This window comes from Acinetobacter sp. ANC 4805, from assembly GCF_022549495.1.
Taxonomy (GTDB): Bacteria; Pseudomonadota; Gammaproteobacteria; order Pseudomonadales; family Moraxellaceae; genus Acinetobacter.
Window position 1 is genome coordinate 1 of the sequence record NZ_JAKZGD010000005.1, and the last position, 23,766, is coordinate 23,766.

Annotated in this window: 21 protein-coding genes and 2 pseudogenes; 9 read left to right on the forward strand and 14 right to left on the reverse strand. The window is 39.2% G+C overall.

Going from position 1 to position 23,766, the window contains the following annotated elements; genetic code table 11:
• Positions 1-221 precede the first annotated feature (221 nt).
• From MMP60_RS07850 to cysK, 3 genes and pseudogenes are all read left to right on the forward strand, one after another.
• Entirely contained in the window at positions 222-1,793 is a 1,572-nt protein-coding gene (locus MMP60_RS07850) for an amidohydrolase family protein (RefSeq protein ID WP_241335748.1), read from the forward strand.
• Positions 1,794-2,011: 218 nt separating this feature from the next.
• A pseudogene (locus tag MMP60_RS07855) lies at positions 2,012-2,945 on the forward strand (IS5 family transposase).
• 162 nt (positions 2,946-3,107) lie between these two features.
• Complete coding sequence (cysK, locus tag MMP60_RS07860; RefSeq protein ID WP_241335749.1) at positions 3,108-4,109, forward strand: cysteine synthase A; 1,002 nt, start codon at positions 3,108-3,110, stop codon at positions 4,107-4,109.
• Between the two features lie 61 nt (positions 4,110-4,170).
• On the opposite strand, the gene MMP60_RS07865 is transcribed toward cysK, so the two are convergent.
• Complete coding sequence (locus MMP60_RS07865) at positions 4,171-4,650, reverse strand: lytic transglycosylase domain-containing protein (RefSeq protein WP_241335750.1); 480 nt, start codon at positions 4,648-4,650, stop codon at positions 4,171-4,173.
• A gap of 560 nt (positions 4,651-5,210) precedes the next feature.
• Here MMP60_RS07865 and MMP60_RS07870 point away from each other — a divergent pair.
• The 5 genes from MMP60_RS07870 to MMP60_RS07890 all read left to right on the forward strand — a co-directional run bounded on the left by MMP60_RS07870 (position 5,211) and on the right by MMP60_RS07890 (position 11,741).
• Positions 5,211-6,461, forward strand: a complete 1,251-nt coding sequence (locus tag MMP60_RS07870; RefSeq protein WP_241335751.1) for an esterase-like activity of phytase family protein — start codon at positions 5,211-5,213, stop codon at positions 6,459-6,461.
• A 78-nt stretch (positions 6,462-6,539) separates the two neighbouring features.
• Positions 6,540-7,763: an MFS transporter gene (locus MMP60_RS07875; RefSeq protein WP_241335752.1), complete on the forward strand. Its 1,224-nt coding sequence runs from the start codon at positions 6,540-6,542 to the stop codon at positions 7,761-7,763.
• Positions 7,764-7,846: 83 nt separating this feature from the next.
• Complete coding sequence (locus MMP60_RS07880) at positions 7,847-8,353, forward strand: hypothetical protein (protein WP_241335753.1); 507 nt, start codon at positions 7,847-7,849, stop codon at positions 8,351-8,353.
• 170 nt (positions 8,354-8,523) lie between these two features.
• Positions 8,524-10,908 (forward strand): YgiQ family radical SAM protein, encoded by a 2,385-nt coding sequence (locus MMP60_RS07885; protein ID WP_241335754.1) that lies wholly within the window; start codon positions 8,524-8,526, stop codon positions 10,906-10,908.
• Between the two features lie 311 nt (positions 10,909-11,219).
• Positions 11,220-11,741, forward strand: a complete 522-nt coding sequence (locus tag MMP60_RS07890; protein WP_241335755.1) for a DUF2726 domain-containing protein — start codon at positions 11,220-11,222, stop codon at positions 11,739-11,741.
• On the opposite strand, the gene MMP60_RS07895 is transcribed toward MMP60_RS07890, so the two are convergent.
• From MMP60_RS07895 to creC, 4 genes are all read right to left on the reverse strand, one after another.
• Positions 11,742-12,095 carry a RidA family protein gene (locus MMP60_RS07895; RefSeq protein ID WP_241335756.1) on the reverse strand — a complete coding sequence of 118 codons (354 nt, stop codon included), beginning with the start codon at positions 12,093-12,095 and terminating at the stop codon, positions 11,742-11,744.
• 75 nt (positions 12,096-12,170) lie between these two features.
• Positions 12,171-12,374 (reverse strand): hypothetical protein, encoded by a 204-nt coding sequence (locus tag MMP60_RS07900; protein WP_241335757.1) that lies wholly within the window; start codon positions 12,372-12,374, stop codon positions 12,171-12,173.
• 62 nt (positions 12,375-12,436) lie between these two features.
• Positions 12,437-13,831 carry a cell envelope integrity protein CreD gene (gene creD / locus MMP60_RS07905; RefSeq protein WP_241335758.1) on the reverse strand — a complete coding sequence of 465 codons (1,395 nt, stop codon included), beginning with the start codon at positions 13,829-13,831 and terminating at the stop codon, positions 12,437-12,439.
• 75 nt (positions 13,832-13,906) lie between these two features.
• Positions 13,907-15,373: a two-component system sensor histidine kinase CreC gene (gene creC / locus MMP60_RS07910; RefSeq protein ID WP_277603703.1), complete on the reverse strand. Its 1,467-nt coding sequence runs from the start codon at positions 15,371-15,373 to the stop codon at positions 13,907-13,909.
• A 141-nt stretch (positions 15,374-15,514) separates the two neighbouring features.
• On the opposite strand from creC, the gene MMP60_RS07915 reads away from it, so the two are divergent.
• On the forward strand, positions 15,515-16,312 hold the full coding sequence (locus MMP60_RS07915) for a hypothetical protein (protein WP_241335759.1): 798 nt from the start codon (positions 15,515-15,517) through the stop codon (positions 16,310-16,312).
• Here MMP60_RS07915 and creB read toward each other — a convergent pair whose 3' ends face one another.
• The 9 genes and pseudogenes from creB to MMP60_RS07960 form a co-directional block, all read right to left on the reverse strand.
• A complete protein-coding gene (gene creB / locus MMP60_RS07920; protein WP_241335977.1) occupies positions 16,313-17,029 on the reverse strand; it encodes a two-component system response regulator CreB in 717 nt (238 codons plus the stop codon).
• Positions 17,030-17,325: 296 nt separating this feature from the next.
• Positions 17,326-18,393, reverse strand: a complete 1,068-nt coding sequence (dinB, locus tag MMP60_RS07925) for a DNA polymerase IV (RefSeq protein ID WP_241335760.1) — start codon at positions 18,391-18,393, stop codon at positions 17,326-17,328.
• Positions 18,383-19,144: a glycoside hydrolase family 25 protein gene (locus MMP60_RS07930; protein WP_241335761.1), complete on the reverse strand. Its 762-nt coding sequence runs from the start codon at positions 19,142-19,144 to the stop codon at positions 18,383-18,385. The genes dinB and MMP60_RS07930 overlap by 11 nt, the downstream gene beginning before the upstream one ends.
• 14 nt (positions 19,145-19,158) lie before the next feature.
• Positions 19,159-20,121, reverse strand: a complete 963-nt coding sequence (locus MMP60_RS07935; RefSeq protein ID WP_241335762.1) for a hypothetical protein — start codon at positions 20,119-20,121, stop codon at positions 19,159-19,161.
• Positions 20,122-20,158: 37 nt separating this feature from the next.
• The gene (gene mdtD / locus MMP60_RS07940; protein ID WP_241335763.1) at positions 20,159-21,553 is read right to left on the reverse strand and encodes a multidrug transporter subunit MdtD; all 1,395 of its coding nucleotides are present in this window, start codon (positions 21,551-21,553) and stop codon (positions 20,159-20,161) included.
• 77 nt (positions 21,554-21,630) lie between these two features.
• Positions 21,631-21,834, reverse strand: coding sequence for a hypothetical protein (locus MMP60_RS07945; RefSeq protein WP_241335764.1), 204 nt, complete (start codon positions 21,832-21,834; stop codon positions 21,631-21,633).
• Positions 21,835-21,878: 44 nt separating this feature from the next.
• A complete protein-coding gene (locus MMP60_RS07950) occupies positions 21,879-22,472 on the reverse strand; it encodes a hypothetical protein (RefSeq protein ID WP_241335765.1) in 594 nt (197 codons plus the stop codon).
• 90 nt (positions 22,473-22,562) lie between these two features.
• Positions 22,563-22,762 (reverse strand): annotated as a pseudogene (locus MMP60_RS07955) (IS1595 family transposase); the annotation flags it as partial.
• 132 nt (positions 22,763-22,894) lie between these two features.
• Positions 22,895-23,515, reverse strand: a complete 621-nt coding sequence (locus MMP60_RS07960; RefSeq protein ID WP_241335766.1) for a TIGR00730 family Rossman fold protein — start codon at positions 23,513-23,515, stop codon at positions 22,895-22,897.
• Between the last annotated feature and the right edge of the window lie 251 nt (positions 23,516-23,766).

Consider the following 23,766-nt stretch of genomic DNA (forward strand, 5'->3'; position numbering starts at 1 on the left):
CTCTTAGCGCTGATGGTAGTGTGGCGTTTGCCATGTGAGAGTAAGTCATCGCCAGCTTTTAAATTAAATCACCCCCTCCGCTAATGCTGAGGGGGGTGTTTTTTATTGCGTGGAATAAAAAATTAGGCTGCATTCGCACCATCAAATTCTTTACATCATCTCATCATGATGTATATGATGTTTAAATTATAATCAAAAATACCAATGGAATAATAATTATTATGCTTAATTTAAAAATGTATCGACTCTTTTTCGGAAGTTTCAGCATATTGGCACTGTTAAATTGTGCTGATGGATTTGCGCAAGAAAAAGTGCCATATGATATTGTCATTTCTGGTGGGAGGGTTATTGACCCAGAAAGTGGTCTAGATGGTATTCGTAATATTGGTATCATTGACGGGCGTATTGTTGTTGTGACAAATGAAAAATTAAAAGGAAAGAAAGAACTTGATGTCAAAGGACTGATAGTAGCACCTGGATTCATTGATCTTCATTCACATGGGCAAACAATTCTTGCGGATCGTATGCAAGCATTCGATGGTGTAACCACAGCCTTAGAATTGGAATCAGGAATTTTACCAATTAGCTCATGGTATGCTGATCAAAAGAAAATCGGTCGTGTTCTTAATTATGGTACTTCCGCTGCATGGACATATTCTCGAATTGCCGTGATGGAAAATTTAGTACCAGAACCTGATTTAATTTGGTTTCAAAAGGCATTTTCATATAGTAAATGGGTAAATGATGCTGCAACTCCAGATCAAGTAACGAAAATAGTCGGAAATCTTGAACAAGGTCTAAGTGAAGGGGCACTTGGTATAGGAATTAATGCTGGTTACGCACCTGGTGGTGGTTATAAAGAACTCATGGCTGTTAATGCATTAGCCGCTAAATATAAGGTACCAACCTTTATACATGTTAGTGGTGATTATGCAAATGATCCTAATAGTGCAGCAGAAAGTGTTGGTGATGTTATTTCTATCGCAGTAACAACGGGGAGCCAAGCGCATATTTGCCATCTTAATAGTAGTAGTTTGAAAGATATTGAAACGACAAGTGCGATGATACTTGCTGCGCAGAAACGAGGATTAGCGATCACAACAGAAGCGTATACTTATGGGGCATCGAGTACAACGATTGGCTCAGCGCTATTTTCAGAAGAAGCGAGGCAACGGAAATCAATTCAAAGTAGTAGTATTGAGTTGAATGGACATGCATTAGATGATGCTAGTTTTGCGAAAACGAGAGCTGAAGCACCAGGTTCAGTGATTGTCTTTCATTTTCTAGATTTACCCAAAGAACAAGACATTCTAGACCGTTCTGTTTTACTCTCTGGTGCAGCGATTGCTACTGATGGCATGCCATGGACTGATAAACGAACTGGTCTACTGGCTGATCCTAATATGTGGCCAGCATCCTCAGAGGTTTTTGCTCATCCTCGTGGCGCGGGTACTTATACACGACTTCTTGCACAATGGGTTCGTGAGCGTAAAGTACTTCCTCTACCTGAAGCTATTCGTAAATCATCATTGATTCCAGCACAGATTCTAGAAAAGTCAGTCCCACAAATGCGGAATAAAGGTCGTATTCAGGTTGGAATGGATGCAGATATTATTGTATTTGATTTAAATAAGGTACAGGATAAAGCAACATTCACTCAACCATATCTTCCCTCAGTCGGCATGAAATATGTCTTGGTTAATGGTATTCCTGTTATCTCTGCTGGAGCGCTTGTAGTTGATGCTCGACCAGGTAAAGCAATTCGCCGAAGTTCGGTGATATTAGCTCAATGAGTTCTTCTTTTGTTAGGTTTTATGACCTAGATATGGCGTTTATGTGAGTGAGTTACTTTATAATCAAGTTGATATCAGAAAGCTCTATTGTTTTATAACACTTTGAAAATTAGATTGTTTTTGGTCTAATTTAATGGGTGTTTTTTTATGGTTAAGTATTATTAGGCTTTGTTGCACAAAGTTGTTCTTAAAGGCTTCTTCAGCAATATAATTTCCAAATGAAGAAACCTGCATCCAAAATTTATCGCACAACCAATAGGTCCTCTTATAACAGAGCATTAATAAACAGAGGAAACATCTCCATTTGGTTTGACACTCAGACTCAATGGTATGCTCAGCCACAAGCTAAGCATGGCAGAAATCAAACCTATTTTGATACCGCAATTCAGTACTGTTTGATGATCAAAGCTCTGTTTCGTCTTTCTTTACGTATGGTCACGGGCTTTGTTCAGAGTCTAGCTAAACTCTGTGGATTAGATTGGACAGCACCAGATTATTCCACGCTGTGCAGAAGACAGAAGTATATTGATATTGCAATTCGCTATCAAAAAAGTAGTGATGGGCTTCACTTGCTCGTGGACTCTACAGGTTTAAAGTTTTTAGGTGAAGGTGAATGGAAAAGGAAGAAACATCAGCCTGAATATCGTCGCCAATGGCGTAAACTCCACATTGGTATAGATGCTGAAACATTGCAAATACGGGCCGTTCAGCTCATAACGAACAATATCAGTGATTTCACAGGTAATTGATAATTTACTTGGTCAGATTCCGCTTGATGAGCGAATAGACTCTGTCTATACCTATGGTGTTTATGACACAAAAAGATGTCGTCAAGTCATTGCGGATCGACAAGCGCATGCGGTGATTCTACCCAGAAAAAATGCAAGACCATGGAAAGATACAAAAGCACATTCTCAGGAGCGAAATGAATTACTTCGAACAGTTAAACGTTTAGGCAGGACACTATGAAAAAAATGGTCAGGCTATCATCGGAGAGGTTTGGTTGAAACTAAGATGCATTGCATTAAGTTATTAGGCGATAAACTCAGTGCTAGGAATTTTGACAGTCAAGTCAACGAGATTCATGCACGTGTGGCAGTCTTAAATAAATTTACTGAATTAGGCCGACCTCACACCCGAGTTGTGCCTTAAATTTGAGTGAATTAGAAAATTTTCGGCTTTTAAATATTTGTGCAATAAAGCCTAATGGTTCGAAAATATCCTTTTTCATAAATCTTAACGCTTTCTACTTTCCTCCTTGGCTGACAAGCCTATAATGACTGAGAATCATTCCAAATCTAATAAGGAAATAACATGTCTACTGATCAACAATTTCCAACACCTGCCAACCTAGGTATCGCTGTTTATGCAAACAATGCAGAAGCGATAGGCAATACACCTTTAGTTCGTATCAATCGTTTGATTCAATCAGATGCTACAGTACTGGCAAAAGTAGAAAGCCGTAATCCAGCATTTTCAGTAAAATGCCGTATTGGTGCAGCATTGATTGCAGATGCGGAAAAACGTGGAGTGCTTAAAGCAGGCATGCATATTGTTGAGCCAACCAGTGGCAATACAGGTATTGCTTTGGCGTTTGTTGCCGCAGCAAAAGGCTATCCAATTACTTTAACCATGCCTGCAAGTATGAGTTTAGAGCGTAGAAAAGTACTCAAGGCATTAGGTGCAAATCTCGTTTTAACTGAGCCAGCAAAAGGTATGAAAGGTGCTGTTGATGAAGCCGTCCGTTTAGCGACTGAAAATCCAGAGCTTTATTTCCTACCACAACAATTTGAGAATCCAGCCAATCCTCAAATTCATGTGGATACCACAGGTCCTGAGATTTGGCAGGCAACCAATGGTCAAGTTGACATTCTTGTGGCGGGTGTCGGTACAGGTGGTACGATTACGGGTATTTCACGCTACTTTGAGCAAGTCCAGAATAAACCTCTTTATTCTGTTGCGGTTGAACCAGCAGAATCTCCAATTATCACTCAAACAAAAAATGGTGAAAGCATTACACCTGCGCCGCATAAAATTCAGGGGATTGGCGCAAACTTCATTCCTAAAAACTTAGATTTAGATCTCGTTGATGAAGTTTTGCCTGTGAATAGTACTGATGCGATCGAATGGGCAAGAAAGTGTGCAACGCAAGAAGGAATCTTAGTCGGTATCTCAAGCGGCGCAGCATTAGCGGCGGCGGCCCAACTTGCAGAACGCCCTGAAAATGCAGGCAAAACGATTGTTGTAATTTTACCTGATAGCGGTGAGCGTTATTTGTCTTCAGTGTTATTTGACGGTCTATTTGACGAAGCGTAATTGGTTATTCAGCAAAGAGAAAACCATGCTGTAAAGGCATGGTTTTTTAATTGGTTCATGTTTAAAGTGCTTTTTTAAGTATTTTTTCGTGATGTTTTACGGAACGCGCATATTTCTTGGCTTTATGGCGTGTCCAAAAACTGCGTTCATAACCTGTAGGCCCTACATTGTAATACGCTACAGCTTTTGACCAACTACCTGCTGATTTATAGTAAGTCGCAAGCACATAAGCACCGCAATTAATATTGACATTTTCATCATACAAATTACCTGGGCAAGACTGACGCCAATGACTCGAAATAATCTGAGTTAAGCCAACTGCACCCGTGGGAGAACGAGCTGAGCTATTGTAGTTTGATTCTTGGCGGATGAGAGCAGCAAGCAAGGTCGGTGACACTTCGTAACGCTCAGCACTTTGAATAATCATAGGCGATAAGCGATTTGCAGTATTCGGTGATACCGAATAGGCATTTTGTAGCCCTGAAGATAATTGACTCGAACGATTGGCAAATGATCCACTTAAACTGCTGCAAGCTGTCATATTGATTGCGATCACAATCAAACTTATTTGAAGAATCAGCTTTTTTAATTTTTTTATAGATTGCTGTTGATCAGGGTGAATGGAGATGAGTTGCAAGATAATAAACCGTTAGCGTTAAGTTAAATGGATGGTATTAACAGCACATAGATGAGTCAATAACAGTTATTTTATGATCATGTGAATATGGTAGTTGATTAATAAAAAAGCCCCGACATCCTGTCGAGGCTTTCTCATATTTGGTTTCTTGCCACCAACTCCTGTCAATGACCACATCCTGTGCTTCTTGTTATTCTGAATGAGACATCCTGTCTCTCTATGATTTATATATTAGGCATTTAATGTATTGCTGTATATTCGTCAATCACCGCAAGCGGTGTACGTTTTTGCGTACAAAATTTTATTACATGGAGAGGTGACTTCTACTCGCTACTTTGTAGTGATGTGATATATCACGGTTTTGGGTTGTCATCTTTTCGCCATAAAGGCTTCATTTTATTGCAGTAAAAACGTCATCAAAGCTTGTTTAAATTTATTCTAATTTTTACCAAACGTATAAAATTATGAACAAAACAACTTTAGTGATGCTTTTCTGCTGTACCGCTTTGGGTATGACAGCTTGTAATGATGATAATCAAGAGCAAACTACATCGACAGATAAAGTTACAGAACCAACGCTTATTTCTTTTGCAAAACTTTCTGTGGCAACTTATGCGGCAGGTCCTGATTCTGGTAAAGCAGTGAGTGGTGCGAATGGCATCTATCCACCCTTTAAAGGACAACCTGTACAAGGTTTCTCTGCTGCTTTAAAAAATGAAGATGGCAGCTATATGGCGATGGCGGATAATGGTTTTGGTACACAAGATAACTCGGCTGACTTTTTACTTCGGATTTATAAATTAAAGCCTGACTTTAAAACCAAAGCGAAAGGTACAGGGCAGGTCACTGTACAAAGCTTTATTCAGTTACGCGATCCAAATAAGTTAATTCCTTTTGAGATTATCAATGGCAATACCTCGGAACGTTTATTGACGGGTGCGGATTTCGATCCTGAGTCGATGCAACGCGTAGCAGATGGCAGTTATTGGATTGGGGATGAGTTTGGTCCGTATCTGTTACATTTCTCAGCAGAGGGAATATTATTAGATGCGCCTGTTCCACTCCCAAATCCATTGAATCCAGTGCAAGAATTGCGTTCACCACAAAACCAGTTCAATAAAGCCAAGATCAATTATGTCGAGCCTTTGGTTGGGCGGAGTAGTGGTTTTGAAGGAATGGCGATTTCACCTGATGGCAAATATTTGTATCCTTTACTGGAAAAACCATTGTTGAATGATTCGACGGGGAAATTGTTGATTTCTCAGTTCGATCTCCAGAAAAAAGCCTATACGGGACTGTACTATTGGTTTGTGCTTGATAGTAAAGCGACCAATATTGGAGATTTCCAACTTTTTAATGACAAAGAAGGGATCATTATTGAACGTGATGCTAGCCAAAATAATCTAGGCGGTTATAAGAAACTGATTCGGATTAAATTGAATGAGCCGAAGCAGGTCGTAGCGCGTGAAGATCTAGTCGATTTAATCAAAATTGCCAATCCGAATGCCTTGTTTGGTGCTGTGCGAGAAGGTGATATTGGGACAGGTACGCTGTTTGCGTTCCCATTTGAAACCATTGAAGATGTCGTCATTGAGAATGCAACGACCCTGACAGTATTGAATGACAACAATTTCCCTGGATCATCAGGACGTAATGCGAAGCAAGCTGATGATAATGAAATCATTCAGATTCGTTTGCCGAAAGCGTTATTTTAAGTTGACGGTAAAAATAGCCGAAATGATCATTCCGCATTTTGGCTGAAAGCGTATACTGATCAGGCATAAGGAGTCCGAATGTCTGAGTCAGTGCTACGCCCAACCCATATTGAATATGGTTCGAAATCGTTTACTGCGATTTTATGGTCTTTGTTCTTTGCTGGTTTTGCGTCATTTTCATCGTTGTATTGTGTACAACCGATGATGCCAATTTTTGCAAAATTCTTTCAGGTCACGCCGACGCATAGTAGTTTTCCATTATCTTTTTCAACCGTTGCTTTGGCGATTGGACTGCTGTTTACAGGCTTTATTTCTGATCGCTTTGGGCGTAAATCGATTATGGTTTGTGCTTTATTCCTCGTTTCGATTTTATTGTTAATTAGTGCCTCATTTCCAATTTGGGAAATTTTTCTTAGCACCCGTATTTTTATTGGTTTAGCCGTGAGTGGTGTGGCTGCTGTTGCAATGACTTATATCGGGGAAGAGATCGCACAGAAAGATATTGGTTTTGCAATGGGGCTTTATATTTCAGGTACAGCGATTGGCGGGATGGGTGGACGTCTGATTGCAGGAGTATTGGTTGATTTTATTTCTTGGCAATCGGCGACTTATATTATTGGCTTACTGAATTTTATTATTGCCTGTTTATTTTATCTGTTATTGCCAAAGTCACAACATTTCAAACCATATCCGTTCCGATTTTCCCGTTTTAAAGCGGCATTTGAACAAAATTTAAAAGATACTAAATTACGGATTTTATTTGCCCAAGGTTTTATCTTGATGGGGTGCTTGGTCACCGTGTTTAACTATATTAGTTATCACTTGTTGGAAGCTCCCTTTCACCTATCACAAACATGGATTGGTTTGATCTCGATTGCTTATCTTGCTGGAATTTATAGTTCACCGAAAGCTGCGCAATGGGGATATCAATATGGTCGAGCAAAAGTGCTGCCTTTTTTATTATTTAGCATGATGGTTGGCTTGTTCATTACGCTTATTCCGTCGCTGTGGGCAATTTTACTGGGATTGACGATTTTCACGTTTTCATTTTTTGCTGCACATTCAACAGCAAGTAGTTGGGTCTCAGTGCAAGCTGTGCAATATCGAGCAGTTGCTTCTTCGCTGTATTTATTCTGCTATTACATCGGCTCAAGTTTACTTGGCAGTAGTGGTGGTTTGATTTGGGAAAACTTTGGTTGGGTGGGGATTAACTTGAGTGTCGGTGTGGTCTTAGTGATTGGTTTTGCGCTCGCGATACACTTAATGAAAAACGAAAATAAAACGACAATTGAAGTCGCGTAAACTTGATCGAAGTCCTTAAAATTTAGTAATTTAAACAAGTGCCGTATTGGGCATGAATACGATATTAAAATTGGGGGAGATAAATGGAATTACATAGTCGAGTTTATTATACACATCCTGATGCACAGCTAATGGGACAATTAGAAACACTGTTCAAAGATCATGAAGGAAGTTCGGAAAAGTTTTTAGAAGTAGCCTCAATAATTAATCCAGAAAGTGCGGAACTGGCACAAGATTTATTAGATCAAGTCGATTCGATTGAATATGATTTGCGACCAGAGACTTTAAATTATATTGCTGGATACGCCGTTTTAGATTTTGTACATGGTTCAGAAGGCGATGAGATCATCGAAAATATTTTAGTCTTTTTAAAAGCCTTAGTGCCTGAGATTACTGTACAAGCATGGGGCTGTGGTGATGATGATCCATGGGAGTTTTGGTTCAAATTTGATGGCGATGAACTAATCCGTGAAGATGATGAGCCATTGAATGATCCTGATGAAGATGAAGAAATTAAAGCCTCTATTTATGCATGGTGGCATCAAGATTTACCTTCGGAGATTAAAGAAGGTTTCTTAAACGAAGAATAATAATGATCAACATCTTATGCTTTGATTTCCTCAGATGGTTACAAATACCTTTGAGGGAAATGACACTGTTTGTTTTTTAACCTATAAAAATGAGTGGAATTCATGTTAAAATGATCGGCTTTCATCTTTGATGCTATCCCAGCATTTCAGCTAGCCGAGATTCGCAAGCCATGTCTACTGCCTACACCATGCAGACCGCGCCAAAAGCGTTGTTTGATTACGACAAATATTGGGCGTCGTGTTTTGAACCCGCACCTTTTTTGCCGATGTCACGAGAAGAAATGGATCTACTCGGTTGGGATGCATGTGACTTTATTTTGGTGTGTGGTGATGCCTATATCGACCATCCATCGTTTGTATCGGGCGTGATCGGTCGCGTACTCGAAGCACAAGGTTTCCGTGTTGGAATTATTGCACAACCAGATTGGACCAATGCTGAAAGTTTCCGTGTCTTGGGCAAACCAACAATTGCGTGGGGAGTTACCGCAGGCAATATGGATTCGATGATTAACCGTTATACGGCAGATCGTAAAATTCGTTCGGATGATGCTTATTCGCCAAATAATGAGCCAAATAAACGCCCTGACCGTGCAGCAACAGTTTACTGCCAGCGCTGTCGAGAAGCTTTTCCTGATGTACCTGTCCTACTCGGTGGGATTGAGGCGAGTTTACGCCGTATTGCTCATTACGATTATTGGTCTGATAAAGTACGCCGTTCGGTTTTAATGGATTCAAAAGCGGATCTATTAATGTATGGGAATGGTGAACGTTCGATTATCGAAGTGATGCATCGTTTAGCCAAAGGTGAAAAAATCCAAGATATTACAGATGTTCGTGGCACGGCATTTATTGTGAATAAACATAATAAAAAGTCTAAAGCCAAATTTGTTGAAATCGCGAGTAATGATGTCGATACCATCGGGCGTGTTGATCAGATTATCAACCCGTATGTGATGACGGAAGATATTGATGGTTGTGAAGTTGAAAAAGAAAAAGGCAACTCACTGGCACAGTATCAGAACTTCCAAAAAGAGATCGTTGCCAATCCAATTGTGCGTGAAGGCGATAAGTTAGATCCAGATACGCAAATTGTGCAGTTAAGACCTGCGCCCTCAAAAGCAATTAAGCATAAATTGCCACCACGTGAATTTGCAGTCATTCGTTTGCCTTCATTTGAAGAAGTGGCGAATGATCAAGTACTTTATGCACATGCCAACCGTATTCTGCATTTAGAAACCAACCCAGGTAATGCCCGTGCATTGGTACAGCGTCATGGTGAACGTGATGTTTGGATTAATCCACCTCCTATTCCTCTCATGACTGAGGAAATGGACTATGTATTTGATTTACCTTATGCACGTTTACCGCATCCAGCGTATGGCGATGCCCGTTTCCCTGCATTTGATATGATCAAGTTCTCGGTCAATATCATGCGTGGTTGTTTTGGTGGATGTACTTTCTGTTCGATTACCGAGCATGAAGGTCGTATTATTCAAAACCGTTCTGAAGATTCGATTTTGCGTGAAATCGAAAAAATTCGTGATACTGCACCTCAATTTACAGGCATTATTTCGGACTTAGGTGGCCCAACTGCAAACATGTATCGTTTGCACTGTAATGATCCTGAGATTGAAAAGAATTGCCGTAAACCGTCTTGTGTTTATCCTGGTGTTTGCCAAAACTTACATACCGATCATGCACCATTGGTTCAGCTTTATCGTAAAGCACGTGAAATCAAAGGTGTGAAGAAGATTCTGATTGGTTCAGGTTTACGTTATGACTTGGCTGTACTCAACCCTGAGTATGTGAAAGAACTGGTACAGCACCATGTGGGTGGTTATTTAAAAATTGCGCCTGAACATACCGAACAAGGTCCATTGTCGAAGATGATGAAACCGGGAATTGGGACGTATGATCGTTTTAAACAAATGTTTGAACGTTTCAGTAAGGAAGCAGGGAAGGAACAATATTTAATTCCTTACTTTATTGCGGCGCATCCGGGTACGACCGACTATGACATGATGAACTTGGCGATTTGGTTGAAAAAGAATGGTTTCCGTGCCGATCAGGTACAAACCTTCTATCCATCACCTATGGCAACCGCAACGACAATGTACTACACAGGTAAGAATCCACTCTCTAAAGTGGCACGTTATACTGAAAATGTAGATATTGTGAAAGGTGAAAAACGCCGTCGTTTACATAAAGCATTCTTACGTTACCATGATCCAAATAACTGGCCTTTATTGCGTGAAGCTTTAAAAGAAATGGGGCGTGTTGATTTGATTGGTAATTCAAAACAGCATTTGATTCCAACTTATCAGCCACAAGGTACGGCCGAAGGTGAATATAAGTCTGCACGTAAGAAAAACTCGACGGTTGCTGGTGATTCGGCTAAACGTTCTGAGCAAGGACAGCCACGCCAGTCGACAGGGCAAAAACGTCCGCAAAAAGGGCAAATATTGACCCAACATACAGGTTTACCACCACGTGAAACGGGTGAGAAAAGACCATTTTCAGGGAAGCCAAAGCCTAAGTCGAAAGCACCGCGTTAAACTGAATTTTAAGAAGGCATGAGTCATCATGCCTTCTTTTTTGATACAGAAATAATGATGTGGTCACAATCTGCTCATAAAAGTACAATTTATAGAAACATATATTGACAATATCAACTTGAATATTTGGTGTATGATGATTATAAATAAAGAGGTGGAACGCTTTTAAGACTTTGGTCGACGAGGGATGCTCGATTAAAAACAATTAAGTTACACTGCGAAAATGATTTTAACTATCGTTGTAACTGATGATTAAAAAAATGGCTTGAAGCCAGAAATGATTATAAAAAATCTAAAGGGATTCGTTAGAAATGTACTATTTCATGACAATAGTTGGATTATTGTTGATTACAGCGCTGATTCTTCGGCACTTGCATCAAAACCGACGTCAGGACAGCCCACTGAAACGCCGTGGTATTCTCAATATTTCTGAGCAAATCACCTTAATGCGTTTACAGGCTGTTTTACCTCGTCATACGATTTTGGCGCATGTGTCTTTTGATGCCTTATTGACAACAAAATATATGCATACACGTCGTAAGTATCAGGGCTTGGTTGCTGATTTTGTGGTACTCGATCAGCAACACCAAGTGCTTGCAATTATTGAAATTGCTGATGAGTCTTATGTCAATCGTTTGCACCAGAAGCATTATCAGGATAGCTTATTAGAGTTAGCTGGGTATAAAGTGCTGCGTTATAGCAGTATTCCAACTGAGCAGGAATTACGTGAAGATCTTGTGCTAGATGTGTTTGAATCCAAGATTCCTGTTACTGCTATATCAAAAGCCGAGCGCGTGATGAAATATAATGTGCTTACAGCAAAATCATCTTAACTAGGGACGTACTGCTGTGACGGTCATTTCGACTAACACATCAGGTGTATAGAGTTTAGATTCTACACAAGTGCGTGCAGGAGGGTGCCCTTCAGCAATCCACTGATCCCATACAGCATTCATAGCGGCATAATCATTTTCAATGTCTTTTAAGAAGATCAGCACAGATAAAATATGCGTTTTATCTGTGCCAGCTTCTGCAAGTAGACGATCAATATTATCTAAAGTTTGTTGTGTCTGTGCAGTGACATCAACACTGGTATCATCTGCCAGTTGACCCGCCAAATGAACTAAGTTTCCTGAAATTGCGACTTCGCAATAACGTGAAGTGACATGGAGTCTTTGCACAGCCATAAAGAATTACCTCATCAAAGTTAATAGCTAGAATTGTACTTGATGACCTTTTGCCACAGTGTAATTTTGTTTGAATCAGGCTGAAAAAGTTTCTATTTCCATTAAATTACGCTGTTGAAAAAATAAAATACAATGTTGTTGTGGGCAAATAATCATATTACCTAAATTGAGAAACTGGATTTTGGCTTGGCGTAGTTGATTTAGGCAAGTGGCGATAGAACTATGCACAGGGCAAAGCTGTTTTATTTGGCTTAATGCTGAATAAGTGGTTGGGTACATTATTTTATTCCTATTAATATGATTTAGTGCTTGGGCGAAATGAGAATTTCACCCAACTCGATTTATATGGTTTGTTGTTCTGATTGATACCAATTGACATGACGAGTAATAAACATGACGCAGGCGATAAGAATGAAGGAAAGAATAGAACCAAATAAAAAGGTTTTGCCACTGGATTGCAGCAGTAGATACATCATGCCGTAAAGAACACTGAGCATAAGACCAAAGAGCAGTGCTGCTTTAAAGCCTTGAACAACAAAGTATAAATACCATGTAATTAAGCTGATACAGGCAATTGCAGCAACTAAATAGGCTAATGCAAACGCATAGTATTCACTGATTGAAAGTAATAATACAAAGAACACGCCTTGTGCCATAGCAACTAACGCATATTGGACGGGATGAATTTTAAGGCTTTTTAAGACCTCGAATAAGAAGAAGCAACCAAAGGTAATAATAATGATCATGATGCCGTATTTAATGGCACGATCAGTTTGAGTATAAATATTCACAGGTTGTAAGAACTGAGTTGAAATACCTGAAATATTGGTTGTAGATGAATCTTTAGCAGCATCTACAGCACTGACAGGATAGCTTTGATTGTTTAGAAGTTGATAAAAGCACTGGCTATTTTCACACATGGAAATGCTGTCTAAATTACGTTTGCCTAAAGCGATATTCTTCCAATTTGCTTGGAATTGTTGTTTTTTACGGGGCTTTTGAAACGGTAAACTTTGTCCATCATATTTGACATCGCCCCAGTTACCTGCGGCTTGATAGGTCATTTCATTACTGGTGGGAAGAAATGTAAATTTATTGAGTCCTTCTAGCTTGAATTGCAGATTAAATTTAAACCCTTGTTGAAATTTCTGGATTAACTCAGGATATTGTTTTGCTGTGATATGCATCAGATCAAAGCCTTGCTGACCTTGGCTTTGTTCAGCAAAATCGAATTTATAGGCTTTGCCATCAATATTAAACATCGGTTTGGCATTTAACCCGCGTGCATCCTGAATTGGGAAAATAATTTCAGCCTGATCCCAGAGATAGTTGCGTTGAGATTCATTGCCGACCGCTTTAAATACCCCCTTACCAGACATCGTATTTTGATAGCTGATGGCTTTATAAATATTACGTTTGTAAGTGCTGTCTGATACGTCAAATTGTGCTGTCCAGTCTGCTGTTTCTGCTCCTAAAGTAACAAAAACGGTTTGAGTACAATCATAGGTCTTCTTTTCTTCATTGGTACATGTGGTTTGCATTTGATAAGGAAGTTTTAAATAAGGTGCAATGACTTGCTGTGGTCGAATTTGTTCATTGGCAATATCCCGAATCACTTGTTGTTGATAGCTTTGGCGTTCAGTCACCAAATTTGAAATAAAGAAAAGACCAATATAAAAGACCAAAATAAGGAACAGAATTGCTCCTATTTTGAGATTAATAAAATTACGGTGCATGGTGGAATCCATTGTCATTGTGATATGACAAGTATCCTGAATCGAGATGCGCTTCGGATGAGTTCCGCTTGAAGCTTATGTGAAGTTTGTATGAAGTGTCAGTGTGACCAGTACGCCAGAACTATGATTTCCTAAGAAATCGAGAGCATTTTTTGAGATATTTTGAATGCTAATTTTACCTTGATGTTGCTGAATAATTTGCTGCACGATGCTAAGACCAATTCCTGTACTTCGTTGTTGATTGTGCGGACGTGGTAGCGAAAAATAAGTCTCAAAAACACGCTTCAGGGCGTATTCAGGAATCGCTTCAGCCTCATTAAACAAGAAAATTTCAATACTGTTCGTAACGCTATGCTCTTTCACTTGAACTGCAATCAAGCCTTGTTCAGGGCAGAAATCTCTTGCATTATCCAATAGATTGTTGAGGGCTTGTTTTAGCCAAAATGGGTCAGCATAGATTGAGCAATGTTCAGGAAGATCAAGCCGTATCTGTATTTGTTTACGCTGTAATGCGCTTTGTTGTTGCTGAAAACCTTGTTGAATCAGTGTGCTTAGATCGAGCATTTGAAATTCTAAAACATGCTGATTTTTTTCGAGTCGTGTCAGTAATAGCATACGTTCGATTAAGGATTGTAGACGCTGACCTTGTTGCACAATATGGGTTGCAAATTGCTGTTGATCTTCTAAGGGGAGATCATCCTGTAACAATTCTGCACTGGCTTGAATCGCAGTCAGTGGGCTTTTAAGCTCATGGGTGAGTGTATTGACATAGTTTTCAACATAGGCACGATCTTCCAACTTTTCCCGCATTTCACTCAGGGCTTGGGTCACTTGATTCAGCTCTTTGGCTGAATAGAAAAACGGAGCTTGATTCACAGGCGCGAGTGCTTGGGCATAGCGTCGCACCCGATCGATACTATGTTTGAGCCAATAAGCCACCATGCTAGCAAGTAATAAGCTGAGCGCTGCAATCCACAAGGCTTGATGAATGAGCTGTTGTTCGGCACGTTCAATATAGGGTTGTACGGATTGATTGGGTTTGCCGATACTCACCACACCGAGTAATTGTTGCTTATAGATAATTGGTGCAGCAATATGCATCACACTGCTACTTCGATCATTGGGATTGGTGGCGGTAGAGCGTGCGCCGTACTTGCCACGTAGCGTTAGGTAAACATCATTCCATTTAGAATAATCTTGCCCAACGGCTTGTCCTTCGGAATCGTAAATGACGATACCCTGTTGATTAGTAATATATAGTTGTTGGTTAATTTCATCTTTTTTATGTTGCCAAATCGTTGCATCAAGTTGACGTGATAAAGCAGCTTGAATCTTCTGATCGAACTCAGGGGTATTGACCTGTTGTTGATCGACGTCTTCGGCAATCAGTTGCGCAATAATATTGGCATTTTCAGCGAGCGTATCTTCAACTACTTGTCGTACATTGGGTTTGACTTGTTGAGTCAGAGTATAGGCAATAAAGCTGAGGCTCAGTACCACCACCAAGCTAAAGAAAAACCAAATGCGGATAAAGATGGACATAATAAAAGTGGAGTTTTAATTGTTGTGTTTGAGTTTAATACTAATCGAACTAAGTAGTGTGGGTAAATTGAAAAATGGGCTAGAAAATATTAAGATTCATCATCATAATTTTTTAAAAATGATAAATTTAAGGAAATAATTTTGAATAAGATAATCTTAATTTTTAGTTTGTTATGTACTACAAGCTGCTTTGCAATAAATCCTGATCAAGAATATATGATGTTCTTAAAAAAATATGAAGAACTCTCTAATTTGAATGATGCTAAAGAAATGGATATGTATGCTGATGATGCAAAAATTACGATGAAAGGAATTGCATCTGATGGTATAGAACGTTCGATGAGTATGTCAGGTAAGAAAGCAAAAGAATTCTATTTAGAAAATATGGAAATAATTAAAAAAATAGGGTCTCAAATAAAATTTAGTAATGTAACCGTAGTTAGAGGTCAGAACTCTACAAAAATAAAAGCTTCAAGGTATGGTAATGAAAAATGCTATACTGATAATGACTATTATATGGTAGTAACTAAAAAGGAAGATAAAAAGCTTTATATCACAGAAGAATATTTGACAATACCACAAGAAAACCTATGTAAAGAAGGGATCAAAGATGATTTGGCTCTTCAATTATCTTTATATGCAAATTTTATGCAGAAAAATCTTCCAATGCAGGTTGATAGAGAAACGAATTTAGAAAAAATTACTGCTCAAGATAAAGAGCTGATATTTGTTTTTCGATTTATTCATTTTACAGCAAATGATTTTTCAAAAGAGCAATGGGAAATTAATGGAGTCCCACAACTTATTCAAAATATCTGTAAAGATATACCTATGAAAGAGCGATTGGATAAGGGCGCACAGCTTAATTTTAAAGTTTATTATTCAGATTATACTCCTATTACTGATATTAAAATGACGAAGCAGGATTGTAGTATTTAATTAACTTTGAATTAAACTATACCCAAACCCCCGATGCGTCCGAATAGGATCATCAGGGGTAATTTGTTTAAGCTTTTGCCTTAAACTTTTGATATGTGTATCCACCGTTCGTTCTAAACTATGCTCAGGATGTTCCCAAATATGATCCATGAGTTGTTGACGGCTAAACACTTGTTCTGGATGCTGAATTAGTAAAAACAACAAACGATATTCATAACGCGTCAGTTGCAGCATTTGCCCATGATATTGAATTTGTAGAGATTGCGGATTACATATCCACGTAGCGGAGTGTAGAGTAATTTCTGTTTGAATGATTGGTAGTTGTGGTGGAATATTTTGCGTTTGTACTTCCATTCTGCGCCATATTGCTTTGATTCGTGCCACAATTTCACGTGCGCTAAAAGGCTTGGTGCAATAATCATCAGCCCCGATTTCTAAACCGACCACACGATCAATTTCGTCATCACGCGCGGTTAAAAACAATAGAGGTGTTTGATATTTTTGACGTAGTTGTTTGCAGACTTCAAAACCATTGAGATCAGGTAAACCCACATCTAAAATAATAAAATCAAAAGTCTGTTGAGAGAGTAATTCGAGTGCTTGCGTTCCTGTATTTGCCCAACTGACACTCCAACCTTCTCGCTCAAGCGCATAACGAAGGGGCAGCACAATTGCGGCTTCATCTTCAATACAGAGAATTTGTTTTTGATTCATAATGATCAGTAATCAATATTTTCTAATTTTATGATGTTAGTTTAACTGAAGTCAGGAAAGAGGAAAGCCGTATTCAGGATTTTTATAAAAGACAAATAAGAAAAGGACACCTAAAGTGCCCTGTAATATTCGGATTTGATCGTCACGCCAACCACAGGAGCAAATGCTAAAAGCGAGGATTTCTTTAGCAAGGGCAAGCAACAAGGATAATGTTACTGCGCCGCTTAGAGTACTGAAAACCGAATAAAAAGCAAACATAAATTTTAGTCTGAATCGTGCTTTTGTGTAAAAAAACGACACTACCATAAAGAAAGCTGTGATTCTTGCTGTAAGGGTTGTAATTGATAGACGCCTACGCCGACTAGACGGAATTGAAAAGTAGGGCCAATATGCATTTCATTGAGCAATTGCAAAACCACTTGTCCTAAGTCTTGTTGAGATTGTAATGCCTGCTTGAAGCTTTTACTGTGCTGTAATACCTGAAAATTTTTTAATTTTAGTTTGACGCTCACACCGCGAGCCGTGAGTTGTTTTTTATTCAAACTTCGCCATACTTGTTCAGCTAAGGGCTGCCATGTGTGACTGCATTGCTCAAGCGTGTAATCATCGTCAAAGGTAATTTCTTTTGAAATTTGCTGACGTTCCCGTTCGGCTTTGACAGGACGATGGTCAATCCCTTGTGCATATAAATAGAGTTGTTTGCCGTATTTTCCAAAATGATGAATCAGGACATTTTCTTCGACCTTTTGTAGATCGCCGAGCGTATGTAAATTTAATTGATGCAATTTTTCGTGTGTGACTTTACCGACTCCTGGAATTTTATTGAGGGCTAAATCCTGAATAAAATTGAGTACCTGATGGGGCTTAATCACAAATAAACCGTTGGGTTTGTTCCAGTCTGAGGCAATTTTTGCCAGAAATTTATTGGGTGCTACACCAGCGGAAGCTGTAAGTCCTGTTATTGCAAAAATATCAGCGCGAATGTGTGCCGCGACTTCAGTCGCACTGGGAATATTTTTTAGGTTTTCAGTGACATCCAAATAAGCTTCATCTAAAGATAAGGGCTCAATCAGGGGGGTATATTGTTGGAAAATTTGATGAATTTGTGCTGAGACTTCACGATATTTTTCAAAATTAGGCTCAATCACCACAACTTGTGGGCAGAGCTTTTTAGCTTGCCCCATCGACATGGCAGAGCGCAGACCAAAGACACGAGCAGGGTACGATGCTGCTGCAATCACTGCACGCGGATGATGAGATGAAATCACCACAGGTAATTCTTTCAGATCTGGGCGATCTTTGAGTTCAACCGATGCGTAAAAGGCATCCATATCAATATGGATGATTTTGCGTAGTTCACTTGGCATCTGCAATGCCTTGTTGTTTTAAAAAGAGACGCCACTGTTTGGGTGATTCTGCATAGACATTCAGATCGACAGGTTTTGGAATACCTTCTATTTTTCCACTTTGGCTATGTTGCCAAAATAGCCATTGTCGCCCATCTTTTAATTCAGGTTTACCCTCATAATCTCTCACCCATAATGGGGTATTACTAAAACTACCCATCAATACAATGTGATAAAAGGTCTTGGAAATATAAAAGATAGGTTGTTTGCCATAATGTTTATGGAGTTGATCATTCATGATCTGAATTTCTTTGAGTAACTGTTCTTTGGTATAGGTATTAATACAATTACTGTCATATTCAAGGTCAATCACAGGCGGTAAGGCATCTGCTTTCTTTGGCACAGTGGCAATAAAATTTTCAGCCTGAACGGTACCATCACGGCAGAGACGGTAGAAGTGATAAGCTCCAACATGTAAGCCTTGTTCACGTGCTTTAAGCCAGTTTTCCTGAAAGTTACGATCCTTAAAATCACCGCCTTCAGTGGCTTTGAGATATACGAATTGATATTGCATCGGAGAGATTTTTTTCCAGTTAATCTCACCTTGATGATGTGAAACATCAAATCCACGGATTGAATAGTCTTGGGCTACGGCTTTTTGTTGATAGAACAAACCAAAATAACTGACGATACCGAGCATCACTGTTAGAGCAATACTAGTCAGTGCTGGATAATGCTGAGAGAGTGGATACTTCGGTATTTTCTTTGCCATAATGAGGTTTTGTACTATGCAATATCGAGTTGAGTGCTAGATTTACAGTATTGATCATGCAGAGATTGTACTCGTTTTGCTTTCTCATGGATCATCTGACTACCGAGTTGTTGTATAAATCGACATGAAGCATAATTCCTAGCATGTTGTTCATAGTGATGTACCCAACTTTCTCTTTGGGCTAAGCGTTCATCTTTGATAGGCCAAACACCTTGGCGTAAACGCTCAACCCCGATACGCCACGGTTTAGGGCTAATTCGTGCACGGAAGCAATTTTGATTGCGACACATCAGATCATAATGCGGATCCGCATAAATAGCATGAGATAAGGTCTGCGCATCCTCACCTCGAGGTTCAAAGGTTTGATGCATCACCAAAACACGATAACCTTTTGGTGTACGATAAACACGTAAATGCCATGTAGGATGATGTTGAGAAAAAGTTTTAATTTTCTCTAAGGCCTGTTGCTCTGGCGTTCCAGTGAATTTCGATTGCAGTTTGAACAAACATTTACTGATCCAAGGGGTCAATAACAGTGATACTACGAACCCAAGCCCAAAGATGAGCCACGAACTAAAATAGACAGCGCACAAGTTTGCGATAGCCAGTAGTAGAAAAAATACTGTCATGTAAAGTTTTGAGCTGGGATGATAGATAAAATCAATATCTGCAAATAGCACATCAGGTGTATTTAAACATAAAGCCCCATAGGTGTTGCGCGTGATAATCACATCATCGTGCTGGGCAATAATCTCTTCTCGGATGGGTAAACCTTCAGCGCCGTTATAGGCAACTTTATGATCGATTCTGCGAATATTTTGATCTACTTTTATTTGCTCAATCGCTGCTGTAACACGTTGTTCAGCATGTATTTGCGCTGCCTCAAGGCTTTGATCTGACCAACCAAAGCGTTTGATGGTGTACTGTTTTCCTTCAAATTTTGTTTTCGCTTCAGCCCAATACTTTGGAATAATCATCTCATGTTTCCTTATTCTTTTTCATCTTATTAAAATTTTAGCTCTCATCCGTAGTTTCTTTCGGGATCTGCCAAAAGATGATCGCAGTAATGATGTTAATACAACCCAGTGTAATCAATGTGGTATGGAAAGCACTACTAATCGATGTCGTTGAAAAGTGCTGACTGAATAGATTAATCAATGTGCCTGCCATTGCGACACCAATACTCATGGACAGCATCATAATCATTGATAAAAAACTGTTGCCGCTACTCGCATCGTGTTGTGGCAAGTCTTTCAGGGTCAGGGTATTCATGCCTACAAACTGTAGCGAATTTAATGTACCAAAAATAAACAAGTGTAAGACTTTCAACCAAAGCGGGGTAACTGCTGTCATTAATGAGAAACTGGCGATACACAGTCCGACTAAAACGGTATTGGTGAGTAGAAAACGACGATACCCCACACGTTGAATCAATGGGCGAATAATGGGCTTGGAAAATAATGAACCGAGTACCATTGGAATCATCATCAATCCTGTAACGAACGGTTCGAAGCCAAAAGCAACTTGCAGCATGAGGGGCAAAATAAACGGAATTGCGTTGCTGCCTAAACGCGCAAAGAAATTACCTAATACACCGATCGAGAAGATTTTGTAACGGAATAGACGCCCATGAAATAATGCATTTTGATGGGTATGGGCATGATAGGCATAGCTAACTGTGGCAATCACACCAATCAACAATAAGCTGATACTGACAAGATTTGAATATTGTGATGCAGCAATATTTTCAATCCCTAAAGACAGCCCCACCATTGCCACCATGAGTAAAATAAAACCGCTTAAATCGAACGCTTTGACCGTTGGCTCTTTCTGATTCGGCATGATTTTCAAGGTCATGATCATTCCAAGGATACCCATCGGGAGATTAATCAGAAAAATCCAATGCCATGTGGCTACCTCAACCAACCAGCCTCCTAAAGTAGGGCCCATCAGTGGGCCAATGAGACCCGCAAGACTCATGAGGCTCATGGCAGAAAGAAATTGTGAGCGTGGAATTAATTTTAATAATGCCAAGCGACCCACAGGCATGAGCAATGCACCGCCAATTCCTTGAATGACACGAAAAAACAGGAGTTGTTCTAGATTTTGAGACAAGCCGCATCCCAATGACGCCAAGCTGAAAATCACCATAGAACTGAGATAAATATTACGAATTCCAAATCGATCTGCCAACCAACCACTCAACGGGATACAGGCAGCTACGGATAATACATAAGCGACAATTACGCTGTGCATTTGTAATGGATTTTCATTAAGCTGGACAGCCATTGCTGGAATTGCAGTGTTGACGATGGTGGTGTCTAAGGCTTGCATGAAAAAGCCAATCGAAACGAGGAGTACCAACAGGCGAAATTCAGGTTGTACCGTTTGATGAGTGGTCGTTGTCATAGCCGTGGCAAATGAGAAGTCCATTTTAGTTTAAAGTAACTGTATTTGAAATAAAGACAAAAATTGTCAAAGAACAGTCATTGAATTGACATTAAATGGTCATTGAACTTGAAACTTAGAATACTTAGGCGTACTGGTGCGCTGAGATAAATTAGTTTTTCAATTGCACGCTTTACGACTGCTGCAATGCTTGCTTGAAGTCCAACCACGCGACTTAGACTTAATCCAGATAAAATGTATTTTTCCCCATAACTAAAAACATCATCAAATGATGAGGTCATAATGCCCATTTAACTTCATTTATATTTGATGGAAAGGTTTCCGTTTACTTTTCATTGTATGAAATAGAGCAAGATACAGGATAACCATCATTAAAATGACTTGCATCCAAATTAAAAAGATAACCATAGCGGATGATATGCTGAGCTCTTGCGGAAGAACTATTTTTTCCATATTTATTAATTCTACCTGCCAACTCATTAATCACAGTCGGTACACGGTGATCTATATTTCTCCAAACATCTTTGCAGGCATTAAAAGCATCAGTTTTTGATTGTTCATAACTTTGATTATCTCGTATTTCAACAAGAAAATTACTCCAATTTTCTGAGTCTATATTTCTCGTAATTTTAATACTATACCAGTTCTCATAAGTCTTAAATTTACTATCAGAAGGGATACGCTTAGATAGAAGTCTTAGCTCTGTCGCATTGCCATTATAGCTTGCTTGCGCATTTGGAAAACTACTAATTACAACTTGAATAAGTTGAAGAAAATCAAGCTGAGCTGGGGGATCAGATTTAGCATGATGCTTCTTTACATAAGGAATGATGGTGGCTTGTGTTGGCTCAACACTAGGCTCATCTTGTTTATTACAAGCTGCTAATAATATAACGCTTAATAATAATAGTTTTTTCATTTTACCCTTCAAATCACCAGAGTATGATTTTAACAATACTAGTTACGAATAAAATTGGGGTTTAGGAAGTGAAAGAGGGTTGTTACGGAGTCATTTAAGCAAATCGAGGATAAAGTATCATGCCGATGATTGAAGCGATACTCCGTCTCTTTAAGATGCAAATAAAACATCTTCTTGTCAATTCCATTAAACTTGCTGAGCCATTTTTTCGCATAGCCCGAAAAGGATTCTATACCGTTAATATGACGTTCTCTACAGGCAAATTCAATGCCACTGTGATTTACTTTGAAGCTGTCAAAGATCCATAAAATTAGTCGTGGCTAATAAGTTAGGTGGTTCAACCACAGTTTGCCCAGTCAATACACAATAGGCGGACATTAAAGAGAGCGGATCAGACTGATCCGCTTCAACAAAATTTAGAGTTAAATCACAAATTGTTTTGGTGTTTTTAGGTTTTGAATAACGTTGAAAATTTCATCGAGACTTTGACAAATAATCACTTTGGCACGATGTTGCGGAGGTAAAAAACCTTCTTCTACCGCATGATCCAGTTGTGCAATCAGTGCATCATAGAAATGATTAACGTTATAAATGATGATCGGTTTTTGGTGCTGATTGAGTTGTCCCCAAGTCGCAATTTCTAAGATTTCTTCAAAAGTGCCGAGTCCACCTGGTAACGCAATAAAAGCATTGGCACGTTCAGCCATTAGGGCTTTGCGTTCATGCATGGTCTCGACAATGTGCAATTCTGTTAGCTTCTGATGTGCAATTTCATAGTCCAACATAAATTCAGGAATAACACCGACGACTTCACCACCATGCTCAAGTACGGTATCTGCAACTTGCCCCATCAAACCGATGCTCGCACCGCCATACACAATGCCAAAACCTTGATTGGCAATATGCTGGGCAAGCTCAATTGCTGTGTCGCGATAAATGGGTTTGTTGCCTGTACGAGAACCGCAATATAAAGCAATCAATGATTGAGTGGTTTTTATGGGAGGAATGGTCTTATTTGCAGTCATTTTTAATAAACTATTCATTTGATTTATTTTCACCTTATCATTTTCATTGTACTTGTCTAGGCTAAATGACTTTTGTGACAGTTTTATGCACAGTTTGCGTACAAAAAAATTTTGCAAATTTTAGAAAGAATTTGAAAAGATCATCCACATAAAAAAAGATGAATTTCACTGCAATCTTGCCTATACTAAAAATCCTTTTATTAATTTATGTCCCCCTATGAGTAGTGGTTGTTGTTGCTCCGCTTTGTTCTTATTTCCTAAAAAAAATG